The organism is Nonomuraea maheshkhaliensis, from assembly GCF_039529435.1.
Classification (GTDB): Bacteria; Actinomycetota; Actinomycetes; order Streptosporangiales; family Streptosporangiaceae; genus Nonomuraea; species Nonomuraea maheshkhaliensis.
Map to the genome: position 1 here is coordinate 80,319 of NZ_BAAAMU010000022.1, position 21,147 is coordinate 101,465.

The 21,147-nt window shown below is 69.6% G+C and carries 22 protein-coding genes; 17 read left to right on the forward strand and 5 right to left on the reverse strand.

Annotated features, from left to right (window positions below; all coding sequences use genetic code 11):
- Positions 1–11: 11 nt before the first annotated feature.
- The 9 genes from atpB (at position 12) to ABFX54_RS17490 (ending at position 7,422) form a co-directional block, all read left to right on the forward strand.
- Positions 12–809 (forward strand): F0F1 ATP synthase subunit A, encoded by a 798-nt coding sequence (gene atpB / locus ABFX54_RS17450; RefSeq protein WP_346105997.1) that lies wholly within the window; start codon positions 12–14, stop codon positions 807–809.
- 71 nt (positions 810–880) lie between these two features.
- Positions 881–1,111 carry an ATP synthase F0 subunit C gene (atpE, locus tag ABFX54_RS17455; RefSeq protein WP_138666586.1) on the forward strand — a complete coding sequence of 77 codons (231 nt, stop codon included), beginning with the start codon at positions 881–883 and terminating at the stop codon, positions 1,109–1,111.
- 31 nt (positions 1,112–1,142) lie between these two features.
- Positions 1,143–1,703 carry a F0F1 ATP synthase subunit B gene (locus ABFX54_RS17460; RefSeq protein ID WP_346105999.1) on the forward strand — a complete coding sequence of 187 codons (561 nt, stop codon included), beginning with the start codon at positions 1,143–1,145 and terminating at the stop codon, positions 1,701–1,703.
- Entirely contained in the window at positions 1,703–2,512 is an 810-nt protein-coding gene (locus tag ABFX54_RS17465) for a F0F1 ATP synthase subunit delta (RefSeq protein WP_346106000.1), read from the forward strand. Before ABFX54_RS17460 ends, ABFX54_RS17465 begins: the two co-directional genes overlap by 1 nt.
- A gap of 23 nt (positions 2,513–2,535) precedes the next feature.
- Positions 2,536–4,185, forward strand: a complete 1,650-nt coding sequence (atpA, locus tag ABFX54_RS17470; protein ID WP_346106001.1) for a F0F1 ATP synthase subunit alpha — start codon at positions 2,536–2,538, stop codon at positions 4,183–4,185.
- A gap of 3 nt (positions 4,186–4,188) precedes the next feature.
- Positions 4,189–5,091 carry a F0F1 ATP synthase subunit gamma gene (locus ABFX54_RS17475; RefSeq protein WP_346106003.1) on the forward strand — a complete coding sequence of 301 codons (903 nt, stop codon included), beginning with the start codon at positions 4,189–4,191 and terminating at the stop codon, positions 5,089–5,091.
- A gap of 1 nt (position 5,092) precedes the next feature.
- Entirely contained in the window at positions 5,093–6,541 is a 1,449-nt protein-coding gene (gene atpD, locus ABFX54_RS17480) for a F0F1 ATP synthase subunit beta (RefSeq protein WP_346106004.1), read from the forward strand.
- 69 nt (positions 6,542–6,610) lie between these two features.
- A complete protein-coding gene (locus ABFX54_RS17485) occupies positions 6,611–7,012 on the forward strand; it encodes a F0F1 ATP synthase subunit epsilon (RefSeq protein WP_106248183.1) in 402 nt (133 codons plus the stop codon).
- A 29-nt stretch (positions 7,013–7,041) separates the two neighbouring features.
- The gene (locus ABFX54_RS17490; RefSeq protein ID WP_346106006.1) at positions 7,042–7,422 is read left to right on the forward strand and encodes a DUF2550 domain-containing protein; all 381 of its coding nucleotides are present in this window, start codon (positions 7,042–7,044) and stop codon (positions 7,420–7,422) included.
- Between the two features lie 19 nt (positions 7,423–7,441).
- Here ABFX54_RS17490 and ABFX54_RS17495 read toward each other — a convergent pair whose 3' ends face one another.
- Positions 7,442–8,032: a cob(I)yrinic acid a,c-diamide adenosyltransferase gene (locus ABFX54_RS17495; protein WP_346106008.1), complete on the reverse strand. Its 591-nt coding sequence runs from the start codon at positions 8,030–8,032 to the stop codon at positions 7,442–7,444.
- Positions 8,033–8,261: 229 nt separating this feature from the next.
- Between ABFX54_RS17495 and ABFX54_RS17500 the strand changes: the two genes are divergently transcribed.
- The 4 genes from ABFX54_RS17500 to ABFX54_RS17515 all read left to right on the forward strand — a co-directional run bounded on the left by ABFX54_RS17500 (position 8,262) and on the right by ABFX54_RS17515 (position 11,861).
- Entirely contained in the window at positions 8,262–9,158 is an 897-nt protein-coding gene (locus tag ABFX54_RS17500) for an ABC transporter ATP-binding protein (protein ID WP_346106010.1), read from the forward strand.
- On the forward strand, positions 9,155–10,267 hold the full coding sequence (locus tag ABFX54_RS17505; RefSeq protein ID WP_346106011.1) for an ABC transporter permease: 1,113 nt from the start codon (positions 9,155–9,157) through the stop codon (positions 10,265–10,267). Before ABFX54_RS17500 ends, ABFX54_RS17505 begins: the two co-directional genes overlap by 4 nt.
- Complete coding sequence (locus ABFX54_RS17510; protein ID WP_346106013.1) at positions 10,268–11,461, forward strand: sensor histidine kinase; 1,194 nt, start codon at positions 10,268–10,270, stop codon at positions 11,459–11,461.
- An 82-nt stretch (positions 11,462–11,543) separates the two neighbouring features.
- A complete protein-coding gene (locus ABFX54_RS17515; protein WP_106248193.1) occupies positions 11,544–11,861 on the forward strand; it encodes an STAS domain-containing protein in 318 nt (105 codons plus the stop codon).
- Between the two features lie 113 nt (positions 11,862–11,974).
- Here the strand turns inward: ABFX54_RS17515 and ABFX54_RS17520 are convergent, their stop codons facing one another.
- From ABFX54_RS17520 to nucS, 3 genes are all read right to left on the reverse strand, one after another.
- Positions 11,975–12,559: a TetR/AcrR family transcriptional regulator gene (locus tag ABFX54_RS17520; protein ID WP_346106015.1), complete on the reverse strand. Its 585-nt coding sequence runs from the start codon at positions 12,557–12,559 to the stop codon at positions 11,975–11,977.
- A 102-nt stretch (positions 12,560–12,661) separates the two neighbouring features.
- Entirely contained in the window at positions 12,662–14,131 is a 1,470-nt protein-coding gene (locus tag ABFX54_RS17525) for an aldehyde dehydrogenase family protein (protein ID WP_346106016.1), read from the reverse strand.
- Positions 14,132–14,441: 310 nt separating this feature from the next.
- Positions 14,442–15,104, reverse strand: a complete 663-nt coding sequence (gene nucS / locus ABFX54_RS17530) for an endonuclease NucS (protein WP_346106018.1) — start codon at positions 15,102–15,104, stop codon at positions 14,442–14,444.
- Between the two features lie 80 nt (positions 15,105–15,184).
- On the opposite strand from nucS, the gene ABFX54_RS17535 reads away from it, so the two are divergent.
- From ABFX54_RS17535 to ABFX54_RS17550, 4 genes are all read left to right on the forward strand, one after another.
- Positions 15,185–15,475 (forward strand): ATP/GTP-binding protein, encoded by a 291-nt coding sequence (locus tag ABFX54_RS17535; RefSeq protein WP_346106020.1) that lies wholly within the window; start codon positions 15,185–15,187, stop codon positions 15,473–15,475.
- An 11-nt stretch (positions 15,476–15,486) separates the two neighbouring features.
- Positions 15,487–16,191: an alpha/beta hydrolase gene (locus ABFX54_RS17540; RefSeq protein WP_346106070.1), complete on the forward strand. Its 705-nt coding sequence runs from the start codon at positions 15,487–15,489 to the stop codon at positions 16,189–16,191.
- Between the two features lie 171 nt (positions 16,192–16,362).
- Positions 16,363–19,617 (forward strand): LamG-like jellyroll fold domain-containing protein, encoded by a 3,255-nt coding sequence (locus ABFX54_RS17545; protein ID WP_346106022.1) that lies wholly within the window; start codon positions 16,363–16,365, stop codon positions 19,615–19,617.
- Positions 19,618–19,794: 177 nt separating this feature from the next.
- Positions 19,795–20,553, forward strand: coding sequence for an SDR family NAD(P)-dependent oxidoreductase (locus tag ABFX54_RS17550; protein WP_346106023.1), 759 nt, complete (start codon positions 19,795–19,797; stop codon positions 20,551–20,553).
- A 34-nt stretch (positions 20,554–20,587) separates the two neighbouring features.
- Here the strand turns inward: ABFX54_RS17550 and ABFX54_RS17555 are convergent, their stop codons facing one another.
- Entirely contained in the window at positions 20,588–21,037 is a 450-nt protein-coding gene (locus ABFX54_RS17555) for a CAP domain-containing protein (protein WP_346106025.1), read from the reverse strand.
- Positions 21,038–21,147: the final 110 nt, after the last annotated feature.

Here is a 21,147-nt window from a genome sequence, read left to right on the forward strand (position 1 = left end):
GGGAACGCCGCGTGAACGCGCTGACGGTCCTCGCTCCACCAGCCGACCAGTTCGGGGCGCCTACGCCTGAAGAGCTGTTCAACCTGCCCCCCATCATTCCCGGGGTCGAATGGTTCACCAAGCCGGTCCTGCTCGCGCTGCTCAGCGGAGTGTTCGTGATCGGCCTGTGCTGGGCCGCGTTCGCCAGCCCCAAGGTCGTCCCGAGGGGTGTGCAGAACGTCGTCGAGTACGGCTACATGTTCGTCCGCGACCAGGTCGCCCGGCCCTTCCTGGGCAAGGACGCAGACCGGTGGATGGGCCTGCTGGTGACGCTGTTCTTCACGGTCCTGGTCTGGAACCTGATGGGCGTCATCCCGCTGCTGCAGTTCCCGGTGGCCTCGCACATCGCCTTCCCCGCCGTGCTCGCGATCGTGATCTACGTGCTCAAGGTCTACCTCGGCATGAAGCACCAGGGTCCCTGGGGCTACTTCAAGAACATGATGTTCCCCCCCGGGCTGCCGAAGCCGATCTACCTGCTGCTGTCGCCGATCGAGTTCCTGTCGAACCTGATCATCGCGCCGTTCACGCACGCGGTCCGACTGTTCGCCAACATGTTCGCCGGGCACATGCTGCTGGCGTTCTTCAGCATGGTCGGCTTCTGGTTCCTCTTCGAAAAGCTCTCGCCGCTGGGCGCCCCGATCGGTGTCGTCGGCGTGGTGATGACCATCATCCTCACGGGTTTCGAGATGTTCATCCAGTTCCTGCAGGCATTCCTGTTCGCGATGCTGGCCGCGATGTACATCGGCGGCTCGCTGCACGCAGAGCACTGAGATCCACATACCGGAATATCCATGACCGGTGACACCCGAGTCGCCGGCCGTCCAGTAAAGGAATAACAGCAATGAGCGTTCTCGCTGAGGTCTCCGGCAACGTCACCGCCATCGGTTACGGTCTCGCCGCCATCGGCCCCGGCATCGGCGTCGGCATCATCTTCGGTCAGGGCGTGCAGGCCATCGCCCGCCAGCCGGAGGCTTACGGCCTGATCCGCCAGAACATGCTCCTCGGCTTCGTCCTCACCGAGGCCCTCGCCCTGATCGGCCTCGTCGCGCCGTTCATCTTCCAGGGCATCTGATAGACCGCCCTTCTGACGAAAGGCTGCACTCATGACATCCATGGCAGCTAGGCTTCTCGCCGCGCCGGAGGAGCACGCAAGCAACCCGCTCATCCCGCACACGTACGAGCTGGTCGTCGGTATCTTCGCGTTCGCCGTCGTCTTCTTCGTCGTCGGCCGGATGCTCGTCCCGCGGATCCAGAAGACGCTGGCCGAGCGCACCGACGCCATCGAGGGCGGCATCAAGAGGGCGGAGGAGGCGCAGGCGGAGGCCCAGGCCCTGCAGAAGCGCTACACCGAGCAGCTCGAAGAGGCCCGTCGCGACGCCGCCAGGCTGCGCGAGGAGGCTCGCGAGCAGGCCGCGCAGGTCAAGGCCGAGCTGCGCGAGGAGGCCCAGGCCGAGGCCCGCCGCCTCGTCGAGGCCGCGCACGCGCAGATCGAGGCGGACCGCCAGGCGGCCTTCGCCCAGCTCCGCACGGAGATCGGCCGCCTGTCGACCGACCTGGCCGGCCGCATCGTCGGCGAGTCCCTTGAGGACGAGGCTCGTCAGAGCCGCATCGTCGACAGGTTCCTCGACGAGCTGGAGAGCTCGAACGCGCAGGCGGTGCGCTGATGCGCGGTCTGAGCAGGGCCTCGCTGGCCGACGTCGAAGAGCGCTTCAACGCGGTCGCCGGTAGTGCCGACCTCGGTGCGCTCTCCGACGAGCTGTTCGCGGTCGCGGATCTGCTCGACCGCGAGCACGGCCTGCGCCGCGCCCTGTCCGACCCGGCCAGGCCGGCCGAGCAGAAGGCGCGCGTCGTCGGCAACCTGCTCGACGGCAAGGTCGGCGCGGCGGCCCTGGCCACCACCGAGGCCGCGGTCTCGGCGAAGTGGTCGCGGGCCGGTGACCTGGCCGACGTGCTCGAACGGCTCGGTGTCGTCGCCGCGGCGGCGGAGGCCGAGGGCCAGGGCAGGCTCGACGACGTGGAGGACGAGCTCTTCCGCTTCGGCCGCATCGTCGCCGGCAACCCCGAACTGCGTCGCGCGCTCGCCGACGCGGCCGCTCCCGAGGAGGGCAAGCGCGAACTGCTGCGCGGCCTGCTCGAGGGCAAGGTGGCCCAGTCCAGCCTGCGCCTGATCGCGCAGCTGGTTGTGCACCCGCGCGGGCGTAGCCTGGAGACAGGCCTGGAAGAGGTCGGCCAGCTCGTGGCCCAGCAGCGCCAGCGCCTCGTGGCGGTGGTGCGCAGCGCGGTCGAGCTGACCGAGGCGCAGAAGGCGCGCCTGGTGACGTGGCTGAGCTCCTCTTACGGGCGTGACGTGCACCTGAATGTCGAGGTGGACAAGCGAGTGCTCGGTGGGTTCTCGGTCCGCATCGGCGACGAGATCATCGACACCACAATCGTGGGACGAATCGAAGAAGTCCGCCGCCGGTTGGCCGGCTAGGCGAAGAGGGAGACAGAGTAGAGATGGCGGAGCTTACGATCCGGCCGGACGAGATCCGGGACGCGCTTGAGCGCTTCGTCCAGGCGTACGAACCGGAAGGCGCCGCGCGCGAGGAGATCGGGACCGTCGTCGACGCCGGCGACGGCATCGCCCATGTCTCCGGCCTTCCCTCGGCGATGGCGAACGAACTGCTTGAGTTCGAGAACGGCACGCGCGGCCTGGCACTCAACCTCGACACCCGCGAGATCGGTGTCGTCATCCTGGGTGAGTTCAGCGGCATCGAGGAGGGCCAGACGGTCCGCAGGACGGGCGAGGTCCTGTCCGTGCCCGTCGGCGACAACTTCCTCGGCCGCGTGGTCGACCCCCTGGGCAACCCGCTCGACGGCAAGGGAGCCATCGAGGCCGAGGCCACGCGTGCCCTCGAGCTTCAGGCCCCCACGGTCGTCCAGCGCCAGCCCGTGAAGGAGTCGCTGGCCACAGGCATCAAGGCGATCGACGCCATGACGGCGATCGGCCGCGGTCAGCGCCAGCTGATCATCGGCGACCGCGGCACCGGCAAGACCGCGATCGCCGTGGACACCATCCTCAACCAGCGCGAAAACTGGGCCTCCGGCGACCCCGCCAAGCAGGTCCGCTGCGTCTACGTCGCGGTCGGCCAGAAGGGCTCGACCGTCGCGCAGGTGCGCGCCCGCCTGGAGGAGGCCGGCGCGATGGAATACACCACCATCGTCGCCGCTCCCGCGTCCGAGGCCGCGGGCTTCAAGTACATCGCTCCTTACGCCGGCTCGGCGATCGGTCAGCACTGGATGTATCAGGGCAAGCACGTCCTGATCGTCTTCGACGACCTGACCAAGCAAGCGGACGCCTACCGCGCCGTCTCGCTGCTGCTGCGCCGCCCGCCGGGCCGTGAGGCCTTCCCCGGCGACGTCTTCTACCTCCACTCCCGGCTGCTGGAGCGCTGCGCCAAGCTCTCCGACGACATGGGCGGTGGCTCGATGACCGGTCTGCCGATCATCGAGACCAAGGGCAACGACGTCTCGGCCTTCATTCCGACCAACGTCATCTCCATCACCGACGGCCAGGTCTTCCTTGAGACCGACCTGTTCAACGCCGGTGTGCGCCCCGCGATCAACGTCGGCGTCTCGGTGTCGCGAGTCGGTGGTTCCGCCCAGGCCAAGGCCATGCGGAAGGTCGCGGGCACGCTGCGGCTGTCGCTGTCGCAGTACCGCGACCTCGAAGCGTTCGCGTCCTTCGCCTCCGACCTGGACGCCGCCTCCAAGGCTCAGCTCGAGCGCGGTCAGCGGCTGGTCGAGCTGCTCAAGCAGGCCCAGTACAGCCCGTTCTCGCTGGAGCGCGAGGTGGCCTCCATCTGGGCGGGCACCACGGGCGAGCTGGACGACGTGCCGATCGAGGACGTCCGCCGCTTCGAGACCGAGTTCCTGGACTACATCCAGTCCTCGCACAAGGGCATCTTCGACACCATCCGTGAGACCAGGGAACTGGTCGACGACACGGTGACCGCTCTGAAGGACGCCATCACGGAGTTCAAGAAGGGCTTCACCACCTCTTCGGGCGAGCTGCTGGTCAAGGACGAGCCGGTCGAGCCGCTGGCCGCCGGCGAGGTGGGCCAGGAGAAGATCAAGAAGGTCGTCCGGCCGGCGGAGAAGAAGTAGGACATGGGTGCCCAGCTAAGGCTGCTGCGGCGGCGGATCAGCTCGGTCAAGTCGACCGCGAAGATCACGCGCGCCCAGGAGCTCATCGCCTCTTCACGGATCGTGAGGGCGCAGCAGCGGATGCAGGCGGCGCTGCCGTACGAGCGTGAGATCACTCGCGCCGTCACGGGCGTCGTCAGCAACGCCGCGAGCGTCGACCATCCGCTGACCGTGGCGAAGGAGAACCCCGCCAAGGCGGGCGTCCTCGTCGTCACCAGCGACAGCGGGTTCTGCGGCGGCTTCAACGCCAACGTGCTGCGCGAGGCCGAGGCCCTGCGCGGCCTGCTGGAGAGCCGCGGGCTCGACGTGGTGCCGTTCGTCACCGGGCGCAAGGGTGTCACCTGGCACACCTTCCGCAACCGGGAGATGGGCGGCAACTGGGTCGGGTTCTCGCGCAAGCCGGCCTACGCCGACGCCAAGGAGATCGCGAACACGCTGATCGACTCGTTCAAGGACGACAACGGCATCGACGAGATCCACATCGTCTCGACCGAGTTCGTCTCGATGCTCACGCAGAACGTCGTGGTCAAGCGGGTCCTGCCGCTGGAGGTCGAGGAGACCGAGGCGTCGGAGTCCACCGCGATCCCGCCGTACTTCGAGTTCGAGCCGACCGCGGGCGACGTGCTGGAGTCGCTGCTCCCGCGTTACGTGGAGTCGCGCATCTTCACCGCGCTGCTCCAGTCCGCGGCCTCCGAGGAGGCCGCGCGGCGGCGCGCGATGAAGTCCGCGACCGACAACGCCAACGAGCTGATGCGGGTGCTCACCCAGCAGATGAACCAGGCTCGCCAGGCCGAGATCACCCAGGAAATCAGCGAGATCGTCGGTGGCGCCAACGCGCTCGCTGACGCCGCAGCGGGGAAAGAGTGAAATGACTGCAGAGGCTGTTGAAACTGTAGAAGCCGCCGCGGCCGGCACTGGCCGCGTGGCCCGAGTCACCGGCGCCGTCGTCGACGTGGAGTTCCCCGTCGAGGCGATGCCCGACATCTATAACGCGCTCAAGGTCGAGGTGACCCTCGGCGGCGAGACCAAGGCGCTGACCCTCGAGGTCGCCCAGCACCTGGGTGACAACATCGTCCGCGCCATCTCCATGCAGCCCACCGACGGCCTGGTCCGCGGCCAGGCGGTCACCGACACCGGCGCGCCGATCTCGGTGCCGGTCGGCGACGTCGTCAAGGGCCACGTGTGGAACGCGCTGGGCGAGACGCTCGACGTGCCGACCTCGTCGCTGAAGATCGAGGAGCGGTGGGGTATCCACCGTCCGTCCCCGGCCTTCGACCAGCTCGAGTCGCGCACCGAGCTGCTGGTCACCGGCATCAAGGTCATCGACCTGCTCACCCCGTACGTGCAGGGTGGGAAGATCGGCCTGTTCGGCGGCGCCGGCGTCGGCAAGACCGTCCTCATCCAGGAGATGATCCGCCGGGTCGCCCGTAACTTCGGTGGCACCTCGTGCTTCGCCGGTGTGGGCGAGCGCACCCGTGAGGGCAACGACCTCTGGCTGGAGATGGAGGAGGCGGACGTCCTCAAGGACACCGCGCTCGTCTTCGGCCAGATGGACGAGCCGCCGGGCACCCGGCTGCGGGTCGCCCTGTCGGCGCTGACGATGGCGGAATACTTCCGCGACGTGCAGAAGCAGGACGTGCTGCTGTTCATCGACAACATCTTCCGCTTCACCCAGGCAGGTTCCGAGGTCTCGACCCTGCTCGGCCGTATGCCGTCCGCCGTGGGTTACCAGCCCACGCTGGCCGACGAGATGGGTGTGCTCCAGGAGCGCATCACCTCGACGCGCGGTCACTCGATCACCTCCATGCAGGCGATCTACGTGCCCGCCGACGACATCACCGACCCGGCGCCGCACAACGCGTTCGCGCACCTCGACGCGCAGACCGTGCTTTCGCGGCCGATCTCGGAGAAGGGCATCTACCCCGCGGTGGACCCGCTCGACTCCTCCTCCCGGATCCTCGACCCGCAGATCGTCGGCGAGGAGCACTACCGGGTGGCCCAGGAGACCAAGCGGATCCTGCAGAAGTACCGCGAGCTCCAGGACATCATCGCGATCCTCGGTATCGACGAGCTGTCCGAAGAGGACAAGGTCACCGTGCAGCGGGCCCGCCGCATCGAGCGCTTCCTGTCGCACCCGATGTACGCGGCCGAGGCCTTCACCGGTCAGCCGGGTGAGACCGTGCCGCTGGACGAGACCATCGCCTCGTTCAAGGGCCTGTGCGCCGGGGAGTACGACCACCTGCCCGAGCAGGCGTTCTTCATGGTCGGTGGCATCGAGCAGGCCATCGCCAAGGCCAAGGAACTCGAGCGCCGCTAATCGCCCACGGTGGCGGCGCGGGCTTCCCGGAGCCCGCGCCGCCATCTGATCGGAAAGGAACCTACAAAGGTGGCGAAGCTACGCGTAGGGGTTGTCTCACCCGAGCGTGAGATCTGGTCGGGCGAGGCCGACATGGTGATTGCCAAGACCGTGGACGGCGAGATCGGTATTATGCCGCAACACGCACCTGTTCTCGGCGTCCTCGTCGAGGGCGGCGTGCTTCGCGTGAAGCGGGAAGGCGAGCAGGAGCTGGTCGCCGCGGTGCACGGGGGTTTCATCTCCGTCGCCGACGACGAGGTCTCCGTGCTGGCCGAGGTGGCCGAGCTCGGTTCCGAGGTGGACGTCGCGGCGGCCCGTGACGCTCTCGACCGGGCCCAGGCCTCGATCGAGGCCGACCAGGAGGACGCCGACGCGGCTGTCGAGGCCAAGCGTGCCAGGGCACGTCTGCGCGCGGCGGGCGAAGAGGTTTAATACAGGTAAGCAGGGCTCAGGGGGGCGGCATGGTAGCGACGGTTGTGATTCTCGTGGTGCTGCTGGCCGCCCTCGTCGTGTTGCGCGCCGTCATGCTGACGCGCTCGCGCGGGAGCGTACCCTGTCGCCTGCGCGTAGCGGAGCACGGATGGCAGAGCGGGATAGCCCGCTACGCCGACGGGGAGCTCCACTGGATTCCGCTCCTGGGCGTCCGACTGAGGCCGCGCCACGCTATCGCGAGGCGCGGCCTCGTCGTTTCCGCCCGTCGTGAGATCGACGGCGGCCTCTACGCGGTCGACTGCGGGGGCAGCACGCGGGGCATCTCCCTCGCGATGAGCGCCGACGCGCTCACCGGCTTCCTGGCCTGGCTGGAGTCCGCCCCGCCCAGCGCCTACCTCGACGTCGCGTAACGACCGGGCGCCACCTCGATCAGCGGGTGCCGCCGGGCTTCCAGAGGATCTCGTCGCCGGCGTGGGCCACGCGGCAGGCGATGAAGAGCAGGTCCGACAGGCGATTGAGGTATTTCGCGGTCAGCGGGTTGACGTCGTCGTGGGCCTGCAGAGCCGCCCAGGCCGTACGCTCGGCCCTGCGCACGGTCACGCGGGCCACATGCAGCGCCGCCGTGGCGGGGTCGCCGCCCGGCAGGATGAAGCTCCGCAGCGGCTTGAGGTCCGCGTTGAGGCGGTCGCACTGCTCTTCCAGCCACTCGATGTACGACGGCTCCACCCGCAGCGGCGGGAACTCGGGATTCTGGACGACCGGCGTGGCGAGATCGGCCCCGACGTCGAAGAGTTCGTTCTGCACCCGGATCAGCACCGCCACGAGGTGGGCCGGCAGCGTGCCGTGCGCGAGCGCCAGGCCGAGGTGGGCGTTGGCCTCCTCCACGTCCGCGTAGGCGGCCAGCCGGGGATCGGTCTTCGCGGTGCGGCTCCCGTCGACCAGCCCTGTGGTGCCGTCGTCACCGGCCCGGGTGTAGATCTTGGAGAGGACGACCGGTTTGTCCTTGTCGGCGCGCGTCATGGCCACAGCGTAACGGCCCCCGCCGGCGGCTCCCGCTGACGGCCCGCGCCGGTGTCCTGCCCGCGATGGCGCCAGGCCGTGAGAGGGCGTCCTGCCTGTGGGGATGGGCGCGAGATGACAAATGTCATCGTGATCGGACGCGAGATCCATATCGGGCGGATGATTTCCACGACTACCAGGCCGAACACCGCGAAAGCCACTATGGACCCATGATGAAGGAGATGACCTGATGCTCGAGATCAACGAGCTGCGCAAACGTTTCGCGGGCGGCCCCGACACCCCCGGCGGCAAGCTCGCCCTCGACGGGATCGGGTTCACCGTGAAGCCAGGCGAGATGTACGGCTTCGTCGGCGCGAACGGCGCGGGCAAGACCACGACGATGCGCATCGTGATGGGCGTGCTCCAGGCGGACTCCGGCTCGGTGAGCTGGCGGGGCAGGCCCCTCACGTACGACGATCGCCAGCGGTTCGGCTACATGCCGGAAGAGCGCGGCCTGTACCAGAAGATGCGGGTCGCCGAGCAGATCGAGTACTTCGGCCGCCTGCACGGCATGGCCATCCCGGTCGCCAAGAAGGCCACCGACGACCTGCTGGAGCGGCTCGGCCTCACCGAGCGCAGGGGCGAGACCGTGCAGGCGCTGTCGCTGGGCAACCAGCAGCGCGTGCAGCTCGCCGTGGCGCTGGTGCACGACCCCGAGGTGCTCATCCTGGACGAGCCGTTCTCCGGGCTGGACCCGATCGCGGTGGACGCGCTGGCAACGGTGCTGCAGGAGCGGTGCAGGGGCGGCGTGCCGGTGATCTTCTCCAGTCACCAGCTCGAACTCGTCGAGCGGCTGTGCGACTCCGTCGGCATCGTCTCGGCCGGCCGGATGGTGGCCACCGGCACGGTGGAGAACCTGCGCGCCGCCGAGAGCAACATGCTGCGCGTGGTCGTCCGCGACCCGGCCCCCGGCTGGGCCGACGGCCTGCCCGGCACGGTCACCGTGGACGGCGACCGCCACACCCTGCGTACGGCCGGCGGCGACGACCAGGAGATCCTGCGCCGCGCCGTGAAGGCCGGGCGGGTCGAGCACTTCGGCGTCGAGCAGCCGACCCTCACCGAGATCTTCAAGGAGGCCGTGGCGTGAACGGATTGTTGCTGGTGGCGCGCCGCGAGGTGGCCACCCAGGTCAGGACGAAGGCGTTCGTCATCGGCCTGATCGTCACGGGCCTGCTGGTCGCGGCGCTCTCCTTCGCCCCCAAGCTGCTGGGCGGGGACGGCGACGTCTACAAGATCGGTCTGGTCAACTCCCAGCAGCTGCCGCTGCACACCGCCGCGCCCGACATCGAGTTCGAGTGGCGCAAGTTCGCCGACGAGCCGGCCGCCAAGCAGGCCGTGCTGGACGGAGATGTGGACGCGGCGCTGGTCGACGGCGCCAGGGTGCTCACGGACGGCGAGATCGACACCCAGCTGGGCGTGCTCATGCAGAGCGTGAACCGGGAGTTCAAGCTCGGCGCGGCCGGCGTGGCCATCCCGCCGCTGGAGATGCAGTCGGTGGGGGCCGACACCCGGTACGAATCGGCCCGCAAGGGCATCGCCACCGTGCTCGTCCTGGTGCTCTTCATGCTGATCATCGGACAGGTCGTGATGGTCGCCATGGGCGTGGTCGAGGAGAAGGGCAGCCGGATCGTGGAGATCCTGCTCTCCTCCGTACGGCCGTGGCAGCTGCTCGGCGGCAAGATCGTCGGCCTGGGCGTGCTCGGCCTGATCAACCTGGTCGTGATCCTGGGGGTCGGGCTCGGCGCGGCGATGGCCTCGGGGCTGGCCGCCGAGTTCCCGCCCGGCATCCCCGGGCTGGTGGCGGCGGTGCTGGGCTGGTTCGTGCTCGGCTATGCCTTCTTCGCCACGCTGGCGGCGGCCTTCGCCTCGCTGGTCTCGCGCCAGGAGGAGGTGAACAGCGTCCTGACGCCGCTCACCATGGTCATCATGGGCACCTACTTCGTCAGCTTCTATGCCACGAACGATCCCACGGGTACGCTGGCCACGGTCATCTCGTACATCCCGCCGTTCTCCTCCATGGTCATGCCGGTGCGGATGGCGGCGACGGAGGTGCCGATGTGGCAGGTGGGCCTGTCGATGGCCGCGATGGTGCTGGGCGTGCTGGCGGCGCTGGCCTTCGGCGCCAAGGTGTACGAGCGGGCCGTGCTGCGGACGGGGGCTCGGCTGAAACTCGGCGACGTGCTGCGTAGCCGGTAGATGGACACGATCGAGCAGGCGCGGCGGACGACCTGGAAGGTGCTGGTCGTCAACTTCGTCGCCATGTGGGTCCTGATCGCCATCTCCGTCCTGGCCCCCCTCGGGGCGGGCCGGTTCGACGGATGGTGGCGGATCGGGCCCGCGCTGGTCGCCGCTGTCTGCTTCACCTGGCTCTGCACCCGCATCATGCGCCTGATCCTGGACCGCCGTCACTACCCCACCAAGCAGGTGGCGGTGGCGGCGGTCTTCGCCGTGATCGCGACCGGCCTCGGCGGGGCCGATCCGTTCGGCTGGGGCTTCGTGGCGCTGTGCTGGCTGGGCGTGGCCACGCTGGAGATCCCCAAGAGTGCGGTCCGGCTGCTGCAGATCGGCACGTTCGTGCTCTGCCTGGGGCTCAGCACCCTGCCCTGGCAGACGGGCACGCTGGGCGTCCGGGCCGCGCTGACGGGCCTGCACGTGGAGCCGGCCAGCTGGCAGACGCTGGCCTACCACGCGCTCTCCTTCGGCGTCTTCTGCCTGATCGTGCCGCCCTCCAACCGGATCTGGGTGTGGATCTGGCGGCTGGCCGTGGAGGCGCACCGGGGCAGGGAGGCCCACACCAGGCTGGCGCTGGCGGAGGAGCGGCTGCGCTTCGCCAGGGACCTGCACGATCTCGTGGGGCACCAGTTGTCGGCCATCGCCGTGAAGACCGAGCTCGCCGTACGGCTGTCCGATGTGGACGCGGGCCGGGCCAAGGAGGAGATGGCCGAGGTCAACCGGCTGACCAGGAAGGCGCTCAAGGACCTGCGCGAGGCCGTACGGGGCTACCGCGAGCTTGACTTGGCCGCTGAGCTGAATAGCGTGAAAGGTGTGCTCGAAGCGGCGGGGGTCCGCTGTGAGGTGCGTCTGCCCTACCGCGACCTGCCCGCGGGCGTGGCCCCGGTGTTCGCCTACGCCGTGCGCGAGGCGGTGACCAATGTGCTCAAGCACAGCACTGCGACCTTCTGCGACATCACGATCCGCTTCACCGAGCAGGAGGCGGAGCTGACGGTGCGCAACGACGGAGTGGCCCGGCGGCAGGCCGACGATCTGGGCAGCGGACTGACCGGGATGTCCGAGCGACTGGCCGCCGTGGGCGGCACGATGAAGGCCCGGCTGGTCGAAGACCAGGAGTTCCTCCTCCATGCTGTCGTGTCATTGCCGATAGATGGGTAGGGGAGTCATGTGGGGGGTTCGGCCCCTGTGAGCGCTTGGCGAAGGCATCTGACTACGCTACGCGCGTGACTGAGGAGGTGGCATGCGCGTCCGGGGCAATCCGAGAGCCCAGGTGGTGCGGATCGGCGCCCGGCTCGACGCCGGCACGTCGGCGGGAGTGCGTGAGCGGCTGCACGAGGCTCTGGACTCTGGCGAGGGTGACCTCATCCTCGATCTCTCCAAGCTGGAGATGATCGACGCGACCGGGCTCGGGGTGCTCGTGGGCGCGCATCGGCGCGCGCTGAGCGTGCAGCGCCGCCTCGTTCTTCGGGGGGTGCCACCGAGGATCATGCGGATACTCGCGGTGACCCGGCTGAATCGGGTGCTGCACGTGGAGGCTCCGGCGGCCGCGGTGGCCTGATGTGACATATCGAGCGGGTGACGATCAGCCGTCACCCGCTCTTTTCACGGAAAGACAAAATGGCGATTACGGATGTCCGATTGCGCGAAACAGGAATGGCATTCTTGACGCGATCAGGTGTCGCCGAGACTTCGGTTGAAGATGTGCACGGCCGCGGCCACCAACTCGTCGATCTCCGGCTGCTCTTCCGACAGGAGCCATTCGATCAGCAACTCTTGTAACGCTCCGACGACACCGAGTGCCAGCAGCCGCGGATTCACGGGGGCGGCCTGCGGGAAATCGGCCGAGGCGTCCTGCACCAGACGCGCGAACGCGTCCACCGCGCGCTGCCGCGACACGGCCAGGACATCACCCGATCTCCGCACTTCGACGTGCATGATGCGGGCCCGCCGCCAGTCCGCGGTGGCGAATTCGATATAGGCGCGAATCCCCGCCCTGGCCCTTCCCTCGATCGAGGCGGGCGCCTCCTCCAGCGCCTTGGCGACGACCGCGAGGCTCTCCTCGACGCAGCGCTCGTGTAAGGCCCGCAGGAGCTCCTCGCGCCCACCGAAACATTCGTAGAAGGCGCGGTTGGAGATCCGTGCCTCCGAGCACAGCCTTTCGATGGTCGTCGCCGCGAAACCAGGCTTCGCGTATAGCGTGTACGCGGCCGTCATCAGCCGCTCGCGTCTGTCCGCCAGCCTTTGCTCAGCAGACATTCCCCGGTAAGACCGGTTCACATTCCACCCGTCCAACATGATCGTGGCCCCCAGAGCACACAATTATGGTCGGATGATCCGTTTTGGGAAAGGGTAAGAAGATTAACTTTTACGTCGGCCGTGCAAGAACGTGACAAGCCTGATCAGCCGCTCAAGCTCGGCGGGGCCCCTTGTGAACGAGGTCAGGTTCATGCCGGGCATGGCGAAGCGCTGCCGCGAGATCGCTTTGGGCCTGGCGAACTCACGCAGTCCGTCGGCCCCGTGGATCCTGCCGAAACCCGAATCGCCGATTCCGCCGAAAGGCAGGGCGGGCACCCCGGCGAAGGAGATGACCGAGTTGATCGCCGTCATGCCGCTGCGCATCCGGCGGGCCAGCTCCGTCGCGCGGCGGGCGTTGCGGCTGAAGACCGTGCCGCCCAGCCCGTACGCCGAGGCGTTGGCCAGCTCCAGCGCCTCGGCCGCGTCGCGGGTGCGGCGCACGGTGATGGTCGGGCCGAACGTCTCCTCGCGCACCGCGGGGGAGTCCTCGGGAACGTCCTCGACGATCACCGGGTCGACGTACGGGGCCCGCACCGACGCGGGGCCGCCCGCGACCGTGCGTCCCGACTTGGTGGCGTCGTCGATGTGCCGCTTGATGACGTCGACCTGGCCGGGCATCGTGATCGGGCCGTAGTCCTCGCCGGCCCTCACCTTTGTCACCCTCTCGGACAGCTCCCGCATGAAACTTTCATAGACGGCGTCGACGACGTAGACCCGCTCGACGCCCACGCACGTCTGCCCGGCGTTGGACAGGGCGCCCCACAGGCAGGCGTCGGCGGCGGCCGCGAGGTCGGCGTCGGCGTCCACGATGAACGCGTCCTTGCCGCCGCACTCGGCCACGATGGGCGTGAGGTTCTCGGCGCAGGCCGCCATGACGCGCTTGGCGGTGGCGGTGGAGCCGGTGAAGGCGACCTTGCGCACCCTGGGGTCGGCGGCCAGCGCCGCGCCCGTCTCGCCAAGACCGGTGACGGTCTGGAACACCTCGTGCTCGGGGACCGACTCCCTGAACAGCTCGGCCAGCCGCACGCCGATGCCCGGCGTCAGCTCGCTGGGCTTGAACACCACGGCGTTGCCCGCGGCGAGCGCGTACGCGATGGAGCCCATGGGGGTGAAGACCGGATAGTTCCACGGGCCGATGACGCCGACGACGCCGAGCGGGAGGTATTCGAGCGTGGCGGCCAGGTTGAGGCCGATCATGCCGGTGGAGACGCGGCGGCGGCCGAGCACCTTGTGCGCGTTGCGGGCGGCCCAGTCGAGGTGGGTGATCGCCAGCACCACCTCAAGGGTGGCGTCGCCGACCGGTTTGCCGGTCTCCTGGTGCACGAGCCCGGCCAGCTCCTTGAGGTGCTGGGTGAGGACCGCCTTGTAGTCGAGCAGCCGGCGCCTGCGCTCGGCGTGCCCCAGCCCGCCCCACCACGCGGCCGCCTCCTCCGCCCGCCCGACGGCCTCGTGCACGGTGTCGGCGGACTGCTTGGGATGACTCCCGACGACCTCACCGGTCGCCGGATTAACCGAGTCGAACGTCATCGTCATGGAGCCACGATAGTCTGGTAACTTACTACTTACTAGCCCATCCGAACCCGTGGAAACACGCGCGCCACCGCCACAATGGCCCCTCGACGCGCCTGATCCCGCCCCTCAGCGCCGCAGGCGGGGCAGTGGTGCCGAGGGCCATACCGGGACATGGCGGGCCGTGAGCGCTCAGCAGGGGCGCTGGTACCACGAAGGGGGCCCACAAACGCTCCGTTATGGCGGGCCACCACTGAAGGGTCAGCGGCCGTTTCCCTGGAGGGCCCTCAGCCGAAGTGCGGCGGGAGGCAGGCCGCCGCGAAGCCGTGAAAGATCAGAACAGGGTTGGGTTCTCCGGTTCGATGCCGCGGAGGGCGTCGTAGTCGAGGGTGTGGCACGAGATGCCGCGGTCAGTCGCCAGCACGCGGGCCTGGGGCTTGATCTCTTGGGCGGCGAAGACCCCGCGCACGGGCGACAGCAGGGGATCGCGGTTGAGCAGCTCCAGATAGCGGGTCAGCTGCTCGACCCCGTCGATCTCGCCCCGCCGCTTGATCTCCACCGCCACCGTCGCCCCCGTCGCGTCGCGGCACAGGATGTCGACCGGGCCGATCGCCGTCATGTATTCGCGGCGGATGAGCGAATAGCCGTCGCCCAGCGTCGTGATGTGCTCGGCGAGCAGCTCCTGCAGATGGGCCTCGACGCCGTCCTTGATCAGCCCCGGGTCCACCCCCAGCTCGTGGCTGGAGTCGTGGAGGACCTCCTCCATGGTCAGGACCAGCTTCTCGCCGGTCTTGCCGTGGGTGACCGTCCAGGTCGCGCCGTCCTCCTTGAGCTTGCACGGCGGATTCATCCAGTTGAGCGGCTTGAAGGCGCGGTCGTCGGCGTGGATGCTCACGCTGCCGTCCGCCTTGATGAGCACGAGCCTGGGCGCCATCGGCAGGTGTGCCGTGAGCCGTCCGATGTAATCCACGCTGCAGCGCGCGATGACCAGCCGCATGACCATCCACCTTAGTGCCTCTGGAAAACTGGGCGCATGGCGTTTGAACGGGTGAGGCCGACGACCGAGCTCCCTCCACGATGAGTCCGCGTCGCGCCCGCCGCAGGGAGTCCTCCCGTCCCTTCGGTTTCCCGACCGGCCTGGACAAGGTGGAGGAGTGGCCCGACGGCGAGTGGAAGGTCCGCATGCTCACCGGCGCCTCCTCCGCCAAGAACTACCGGTGCCCCGGTTGCGACCAGGAGATCCGCAGCGGCCAGCCGCACGTGGTGGCCTGGCCCAACTGGCCGGGCGGCGACGAGGAGCGCCGGCACTGGCACCCGACCTGCTGGCGTAAGAGACTCGACCGCGGCCCCGGCCGCAGCCGTTACTGAAGGGATCGATGGTGGAGATTCGCGCGGCGACCGTGCTGCCCGCCCGGCGCGAGCCGATCGAACTGCACACGGGCGACGGATTGGCCCTGGTCGGCGAGCTGGCCCAGCCGCTCGACCGCCCCCCGGTCGCCACACTGGTGACCCTGCACCCGCTGCCCACCCACGGCGGGTTCATGGACAGCCACGTGTACAAGAAGGCCGCCAACCGGCTGCCCGCGCTCGCCGACCTGGCCGTGCTGCGCTTCAACACCCGCGGCACCTCCTCCGACCGGGGCACCTCGCAGGGGGCGTTCGACGGGGGCGAAGGTGAGCGGTTCGACGTGGCCGCGGCGCTGGAATACGCCGAATACCACGATCTGCCCAACGTGTGGGTGGTCGGCTGGTCGTTCGGCACCGAGCTGGCGCTCAAGTGGGCGCACGACCCGCTGGTGGAGGGCGCGATCCTGCTCTCTCCGCCGCTGCACAGGGCCACGGACGCCGATCTGGACGCCTGGGCCCGTTTCGGCCGGCCGCTGGTGGCGCTGGTGCCGGAGTTCGACGACTACCTGCGGCCGGAGGAGGCGCGCACGCGGTTCGCCCGGGTTCCGCAGGCCGAGGTGATCGGGGTGGAGGGCGCCAAGCACCTGTGGGTGGGTGAGCCGTACGTGCGCATCGCCCTCGACGAGATCGTCAAGCGGGTCAATCCGGCCGCCCATCCGCTCCCGACCGAGGTCTGACGGTTATCTCCCTGCGGGGTTCCGGTCATGAAAGATATTTTGAGCACAATGCACAAAACTCTGGACCTCCACCTCCACCCAGGGTGAGAATCCGATCGTCAACCGAAGATCGTGGAGACGCCGGGTGCGCGCTGCCCGCGCGTAACCTCTGCTCAGCATGGGCGGTCACGTATGCGGGTAGTGCACGGGCTGGTGGCGGCGGCGTTATCTCTCACCACCCTGGCGGTGGTGCGGCCGGTGGTGGCGGAGGAACGGCCACAGACGACGCAGCCCCCTCCGGACAAAGAGGTAGCGGCGGTCGCCCAGGCGCGTAGCGCCGGCCGGCCGGTCGAGATCGAGTCGATGCGCAGCGAGACCCGCACGGTCTTCGCCAAGCCCGACGGCACGCTGTCCATGGAGCTGAACGTCAGGCCCATCCGCGTGCGCAAGAACGACCGCTGGGTGCCCGTGGACACCACCCTGCGCCTGCGCCCCGACGGCGCCGTCGAGCCGGTCGCCACGGCGGTCGGCCTGACCTTCTCCGGCGGCGGCTCCGCCCCGCTCGCCCGGCTGGCGCGGGGCGCCAAGGCGATGGAGCTCGGCTGGACGGGCACGCTGCCCACTCCGACGCTCAACGGCGACACCGCCACCTACGCCGAGGTCATGCCGGGCGTGGACCTCCAGGTCACCGCCGACGTGGACGGCTTCTCGCACGTCCTGGTGGTCAAGAACAGGGACGCCGCGGCGAAGCTGACCGAGCTGGCCTTCCCGCTGTCCGCGACCGGCCTGACGCTGGAGTCGGACAAGGCGGGCAACCTGGAGGCCACCGACAAGAACGACGGCACGATCTTCATCGCCCCCACCCCCAAGATGTGGGACTCCGAGGGGATCTCCAGCCCGCAGGCGCTCAAGGAGGGCCGCTCGCCCGAGGCCCGCGAGGCCACGATGGGCGTGGAGCTGGCCGGCAGGCAGCTGCGGCTCAAGCCCGACCGCAAGATGATGACGGACCCGGACACGAAGTTCCCCGTCTACCTCGACCCGTACTTCTCGGCCGCGCGCAACGCCTGGACCGCGGTCTGGAGCAACTGGCCCAACTCCAACTACCTCAACTCCAGCGACGTCGCCCGGGTCGGGCACGTGGAGTCGCAGAAGAACCGCACGTTCTACCAGATGAACACCGGCTCGACGATCCACGGCAAGCAGATCATCAAGGCCACGCTGCGGACGTACGAGACGTGGTCGTACTCGTGCAGCGCCCGCAAGGTCGAGGCGTGGGCGACCAACAAGATCAGCAAGAGCACGACCTGGAACAACCAGCCCGCCTGGGTCACCAAGCTCTCCACCGTGAACGTGGCCAAGGGCTGGGGCGCGTCCTGCCTGCCCGGCGGCGTCGAGTTCGACGTCACCCCGCAGGTCGTGGACGCCGCCGCCAAGAACTGGCCGAACGTCACCATCGGCCTGCGGGCCACCAGCGAGACCGACGTCTACGCCTGGAAGAAGTTCAAGAACAACCCGAGCCTGGTCATCGAGTACAACTCGCTGCCGGCCGTCCCCGTGGCCGCCGACGTGTGGTCGGACCCGGGCGGCCCCTGCGTCTCGGGTGACGACCGCCCGGTCATCAGCACCAACGCCCCCAAGCTGTGGGCGAAGCTGAAGGACGCCGACAACTCGGTCAAGGGCCGCTTCGAGTGGTACAAGGAGGACGGCACCAAGATCGGCGAGTACGTCACCGCGCTCGGCTCCACCGGCACCGCCTTCTCCGCCTCGATCCCGACGACCCTGTACGCCGACGGCCAGCTGATCCGCTGGCGCGTGCGGGCCGAGGACGGCAAGGCCAGCAGCGCGTGGAGCCCCTGGTGCGAGGCCACCGTGGACGCCACCGCCCCCGGCCGCGAGCCGCTGGTCTCCTCGCCCACCTTCACCGAGAACGGCTGGAGCGACGGCGTCGGCCTGCCCGGCACGTTCGCGTTCGGCCCGAACGGGATCACCGACGTGACCTCCTACGTCTGGGGCCTGGACACCACGCCCAAGACCGAGGCGGCGGCGAACCAGGACGGCACGGCCACGATCGCGCTGACCCCGCGCCACGACGGCCCCAACGTGCTCGTCGTGCGCAGCAAGGACCGCGCGGGCCAGCTCGGCCCCATCCGCACCTACGTCTTCAACATCAACGCGGGCCGCGGGCCCAGCGGTCACTGGCCGATGAACGAGGGCACGGGCAGCGTGGCCGCCGACGCCACCGGCGCCCATGCCGCCACCCTGACCTCGGCCACCTGGACCTCGGGCAGGACCGGCGGCGGGCTGAAGCTGACCGGCGGCTACGGCCAGACCGCCGGCCCCGTCATCGACACCAGCCGCAACTTCACCGTCTCCGCCTGGGCCAGGCTGACCGGCAACGGCGCCACCGCCACCGCCGTCACCCAGGAGGGCGGCAGGACGGGCGCGTTCGCGCTGCAGTACTCCAAGGCCGACGACCGGTGGGCGCTGAGCGTGACCGGCTCCGACGCCGACGGCGCGGCCACCGTGCGCGCCAAGTCCGCCGCCGCGCCGAGGCTGAACGAATGGACCCACCTCACCGGCGTCTACGACAGCGCGGCGGGCCAGATCACGCTCTACGTGAACGGACGGCTGGAGTCCACGGTCGCCGTTCCGCAACCATGGAACGCCACGGGCCCCCTGACGATCGGCCGCGGAAAGGTCGGCGGGGCGGCTGCGGACAACTGGCAGGGAGACGTCGACGAGGTGCGCGCCTACGGCCGCGCCATGTTCGCCGACGAGGTCGCCGACCTGGTCAACAGCGCTGCCACGCTGGTGGGCCACTGGCGGCTGGACGAGGAGTCCGGCACCTCCGCCGCCGACTCCTCGGGCCGCGCGGGCGCGGCGACGTTGTCCGGAGCCGCCTCGTGGACGCCCGCCTGGCTGGACGGAGGGCTGGCGCTCGACGGCGTCAACGGCTTCGCCCAGACGACCGCTCCCGCGGTCAACACCAGGAACGGCTTCACCGTCGCCGCGTGGACCCAGCTCGACTACCTGCCCACCGCCGACACCGCGGCGGTGGCCCAGCCGGGCAGCCGGGCGGCCGGGTTCCAGCTCGGCTTCGACAAGGAGCAGGGCAGGTGGGCCCTCGGGATGGCTGCCGCCGACACCGACACGGCCGCTCTCGTACGCACCCGCTCCGACGCCATCCCCAACGCGCTGGAGTGGACGCACGTGGCCGGCGTGTACGACCCGCTGGCGGGCCAGCTGCGCATCTACGTCAACGGCCGCCTGTCCACCACCACGATCACCGACCACCTGAGCGCCTGGAACGCCACCGGCGCGCTGCAGCTCGGCCGGACCAAGGCCGCGGGCGCCTTCACCGGCTACTGGCCGGGGATCGTGGACGACGTCCGCACCTATGACGGTGTGCTGAGCGCCGAGCAGATCGCCCAGCTGGCCGCCCAGTGATCCACCCGGGCGGGGCCCTCGCGGCTCCGCCCGGTGATCCGCCCCGGAGCCTTCCCGGCTCCGCTTGTTGAGCCATCCCGGCGCGGAGCCCTTTCCGGCTCCGCGCCGGTGGCGTTCCGGGGCCCGGTGTTAATAGAATCTCGTTCGGTTCTGCGGTTGGTCGTCAGAGGAGGCGGCGTGGGCGCGTTCGATCTCAGTGGGAAACAGGCTCTGATCACCGGGGCGTCGAAGGGGATCGGGCGGGCCATCGCGCTCGCGTACGCGGGGGCGGGGGCCGACGTGGCGCTCGTGTCCCGCTCGGCCGAGACCCTGGCCGAGGTGGGCAAGGAGATCGAGGCGCTCGGGCGGCGCGCGGTCGTCATCCCCGCCGACCTCACCGACCGCGAGGCCGCGACGGGCGCCGTGGCGGCGGCCCTCGACGGGCTAGGGCACCTCGACATCGTGGTCAACAACGCCGGCGGGTCGAACTTCCTGGTCGAGTTCAAGGACCTGCGGCTGTCGGGCTGGGACAAGCTGATGCGGCTCAACCTCGACTCCGCCATGGCGGTCTGCCACGCGGTCGCGCCGCACCTGCTCGGGCGGGGCGACGGGGTCGTCATCAACGTGGCGTCGGTGGCGGCGCTCGGCGCGCCCTTCCTCGCCCCGTACGCCGCGGCCAAGGCCGGGCTGGTGGCGCTGACCAAGACGCTGGCCGTGGAGTGGGCTAGCGCCGGGGTGCGGGTCAACGCCCTGTGCCCCGGCTGGACGGCCACCGACCTCAACCGCAACCTGTGGGAGAACGAGGCGTCCTCCGCCGCCACGATCGCGGGCGTGCCCATGCGGCGCTGGGGGAGCGCCGAGGAGATGGCTCAGCCGGCCGTGTTCCTGGCCAGCCCGGCCTCGGCGTACATGACCGGGCAGGTGCTGTTCATCGACGGCGGGGCCACCGCCATCTGATCGGACGGCCGTCGCCCGCTCAATAGGGCTGCGGTCAGGCGGGCGGCGGGCCGTCGCCCAGGGGTTCGTACACGAAGACGATGTACGTCTCGCACGCCTTCGGGCCCTGGCCGGACACGCGGGCGGCGCCCATGGCCGTGCAGGCCGGCCGGAGCAGCCGGTCGAGGTCGTCGCGCTCGTCGCGGTCGTCGTACCAGGAGGCCACCGCGTCGGCCGCGCCGCGAATCTCCTCGCCCTGGCTCCAGAACGCGCTCTCGCCGGTCCCCGCGCGCAGGCCCTCGTGCCCGGCCCGCAGCCCCTCGTGCCGGGAGAGGTCTGCCGTCCTGGCCTTGGCGTACTCGACCAGCAGCGGGTCCATCGCCAGGGGCGGCGCGCCGTGCCCGGCGCGGTGGGCGTTCGCCTCGCGCAGCGCCTGGAGCAGGAATTCGCCGTTGGTGGCGTCGGGGAGGGCGGGACGGGTCCCTGTGGTTCCGGTGCCTGCCATGCTCGTCACCTCGGGGGTGCGCGGTATCCGTGTCTGGATTGTGCGCGGAAATGCCAGGTCAGGCAATGTCGTATATATCCCCGGCATTTCCGGGGCGGGGATACAGGTGC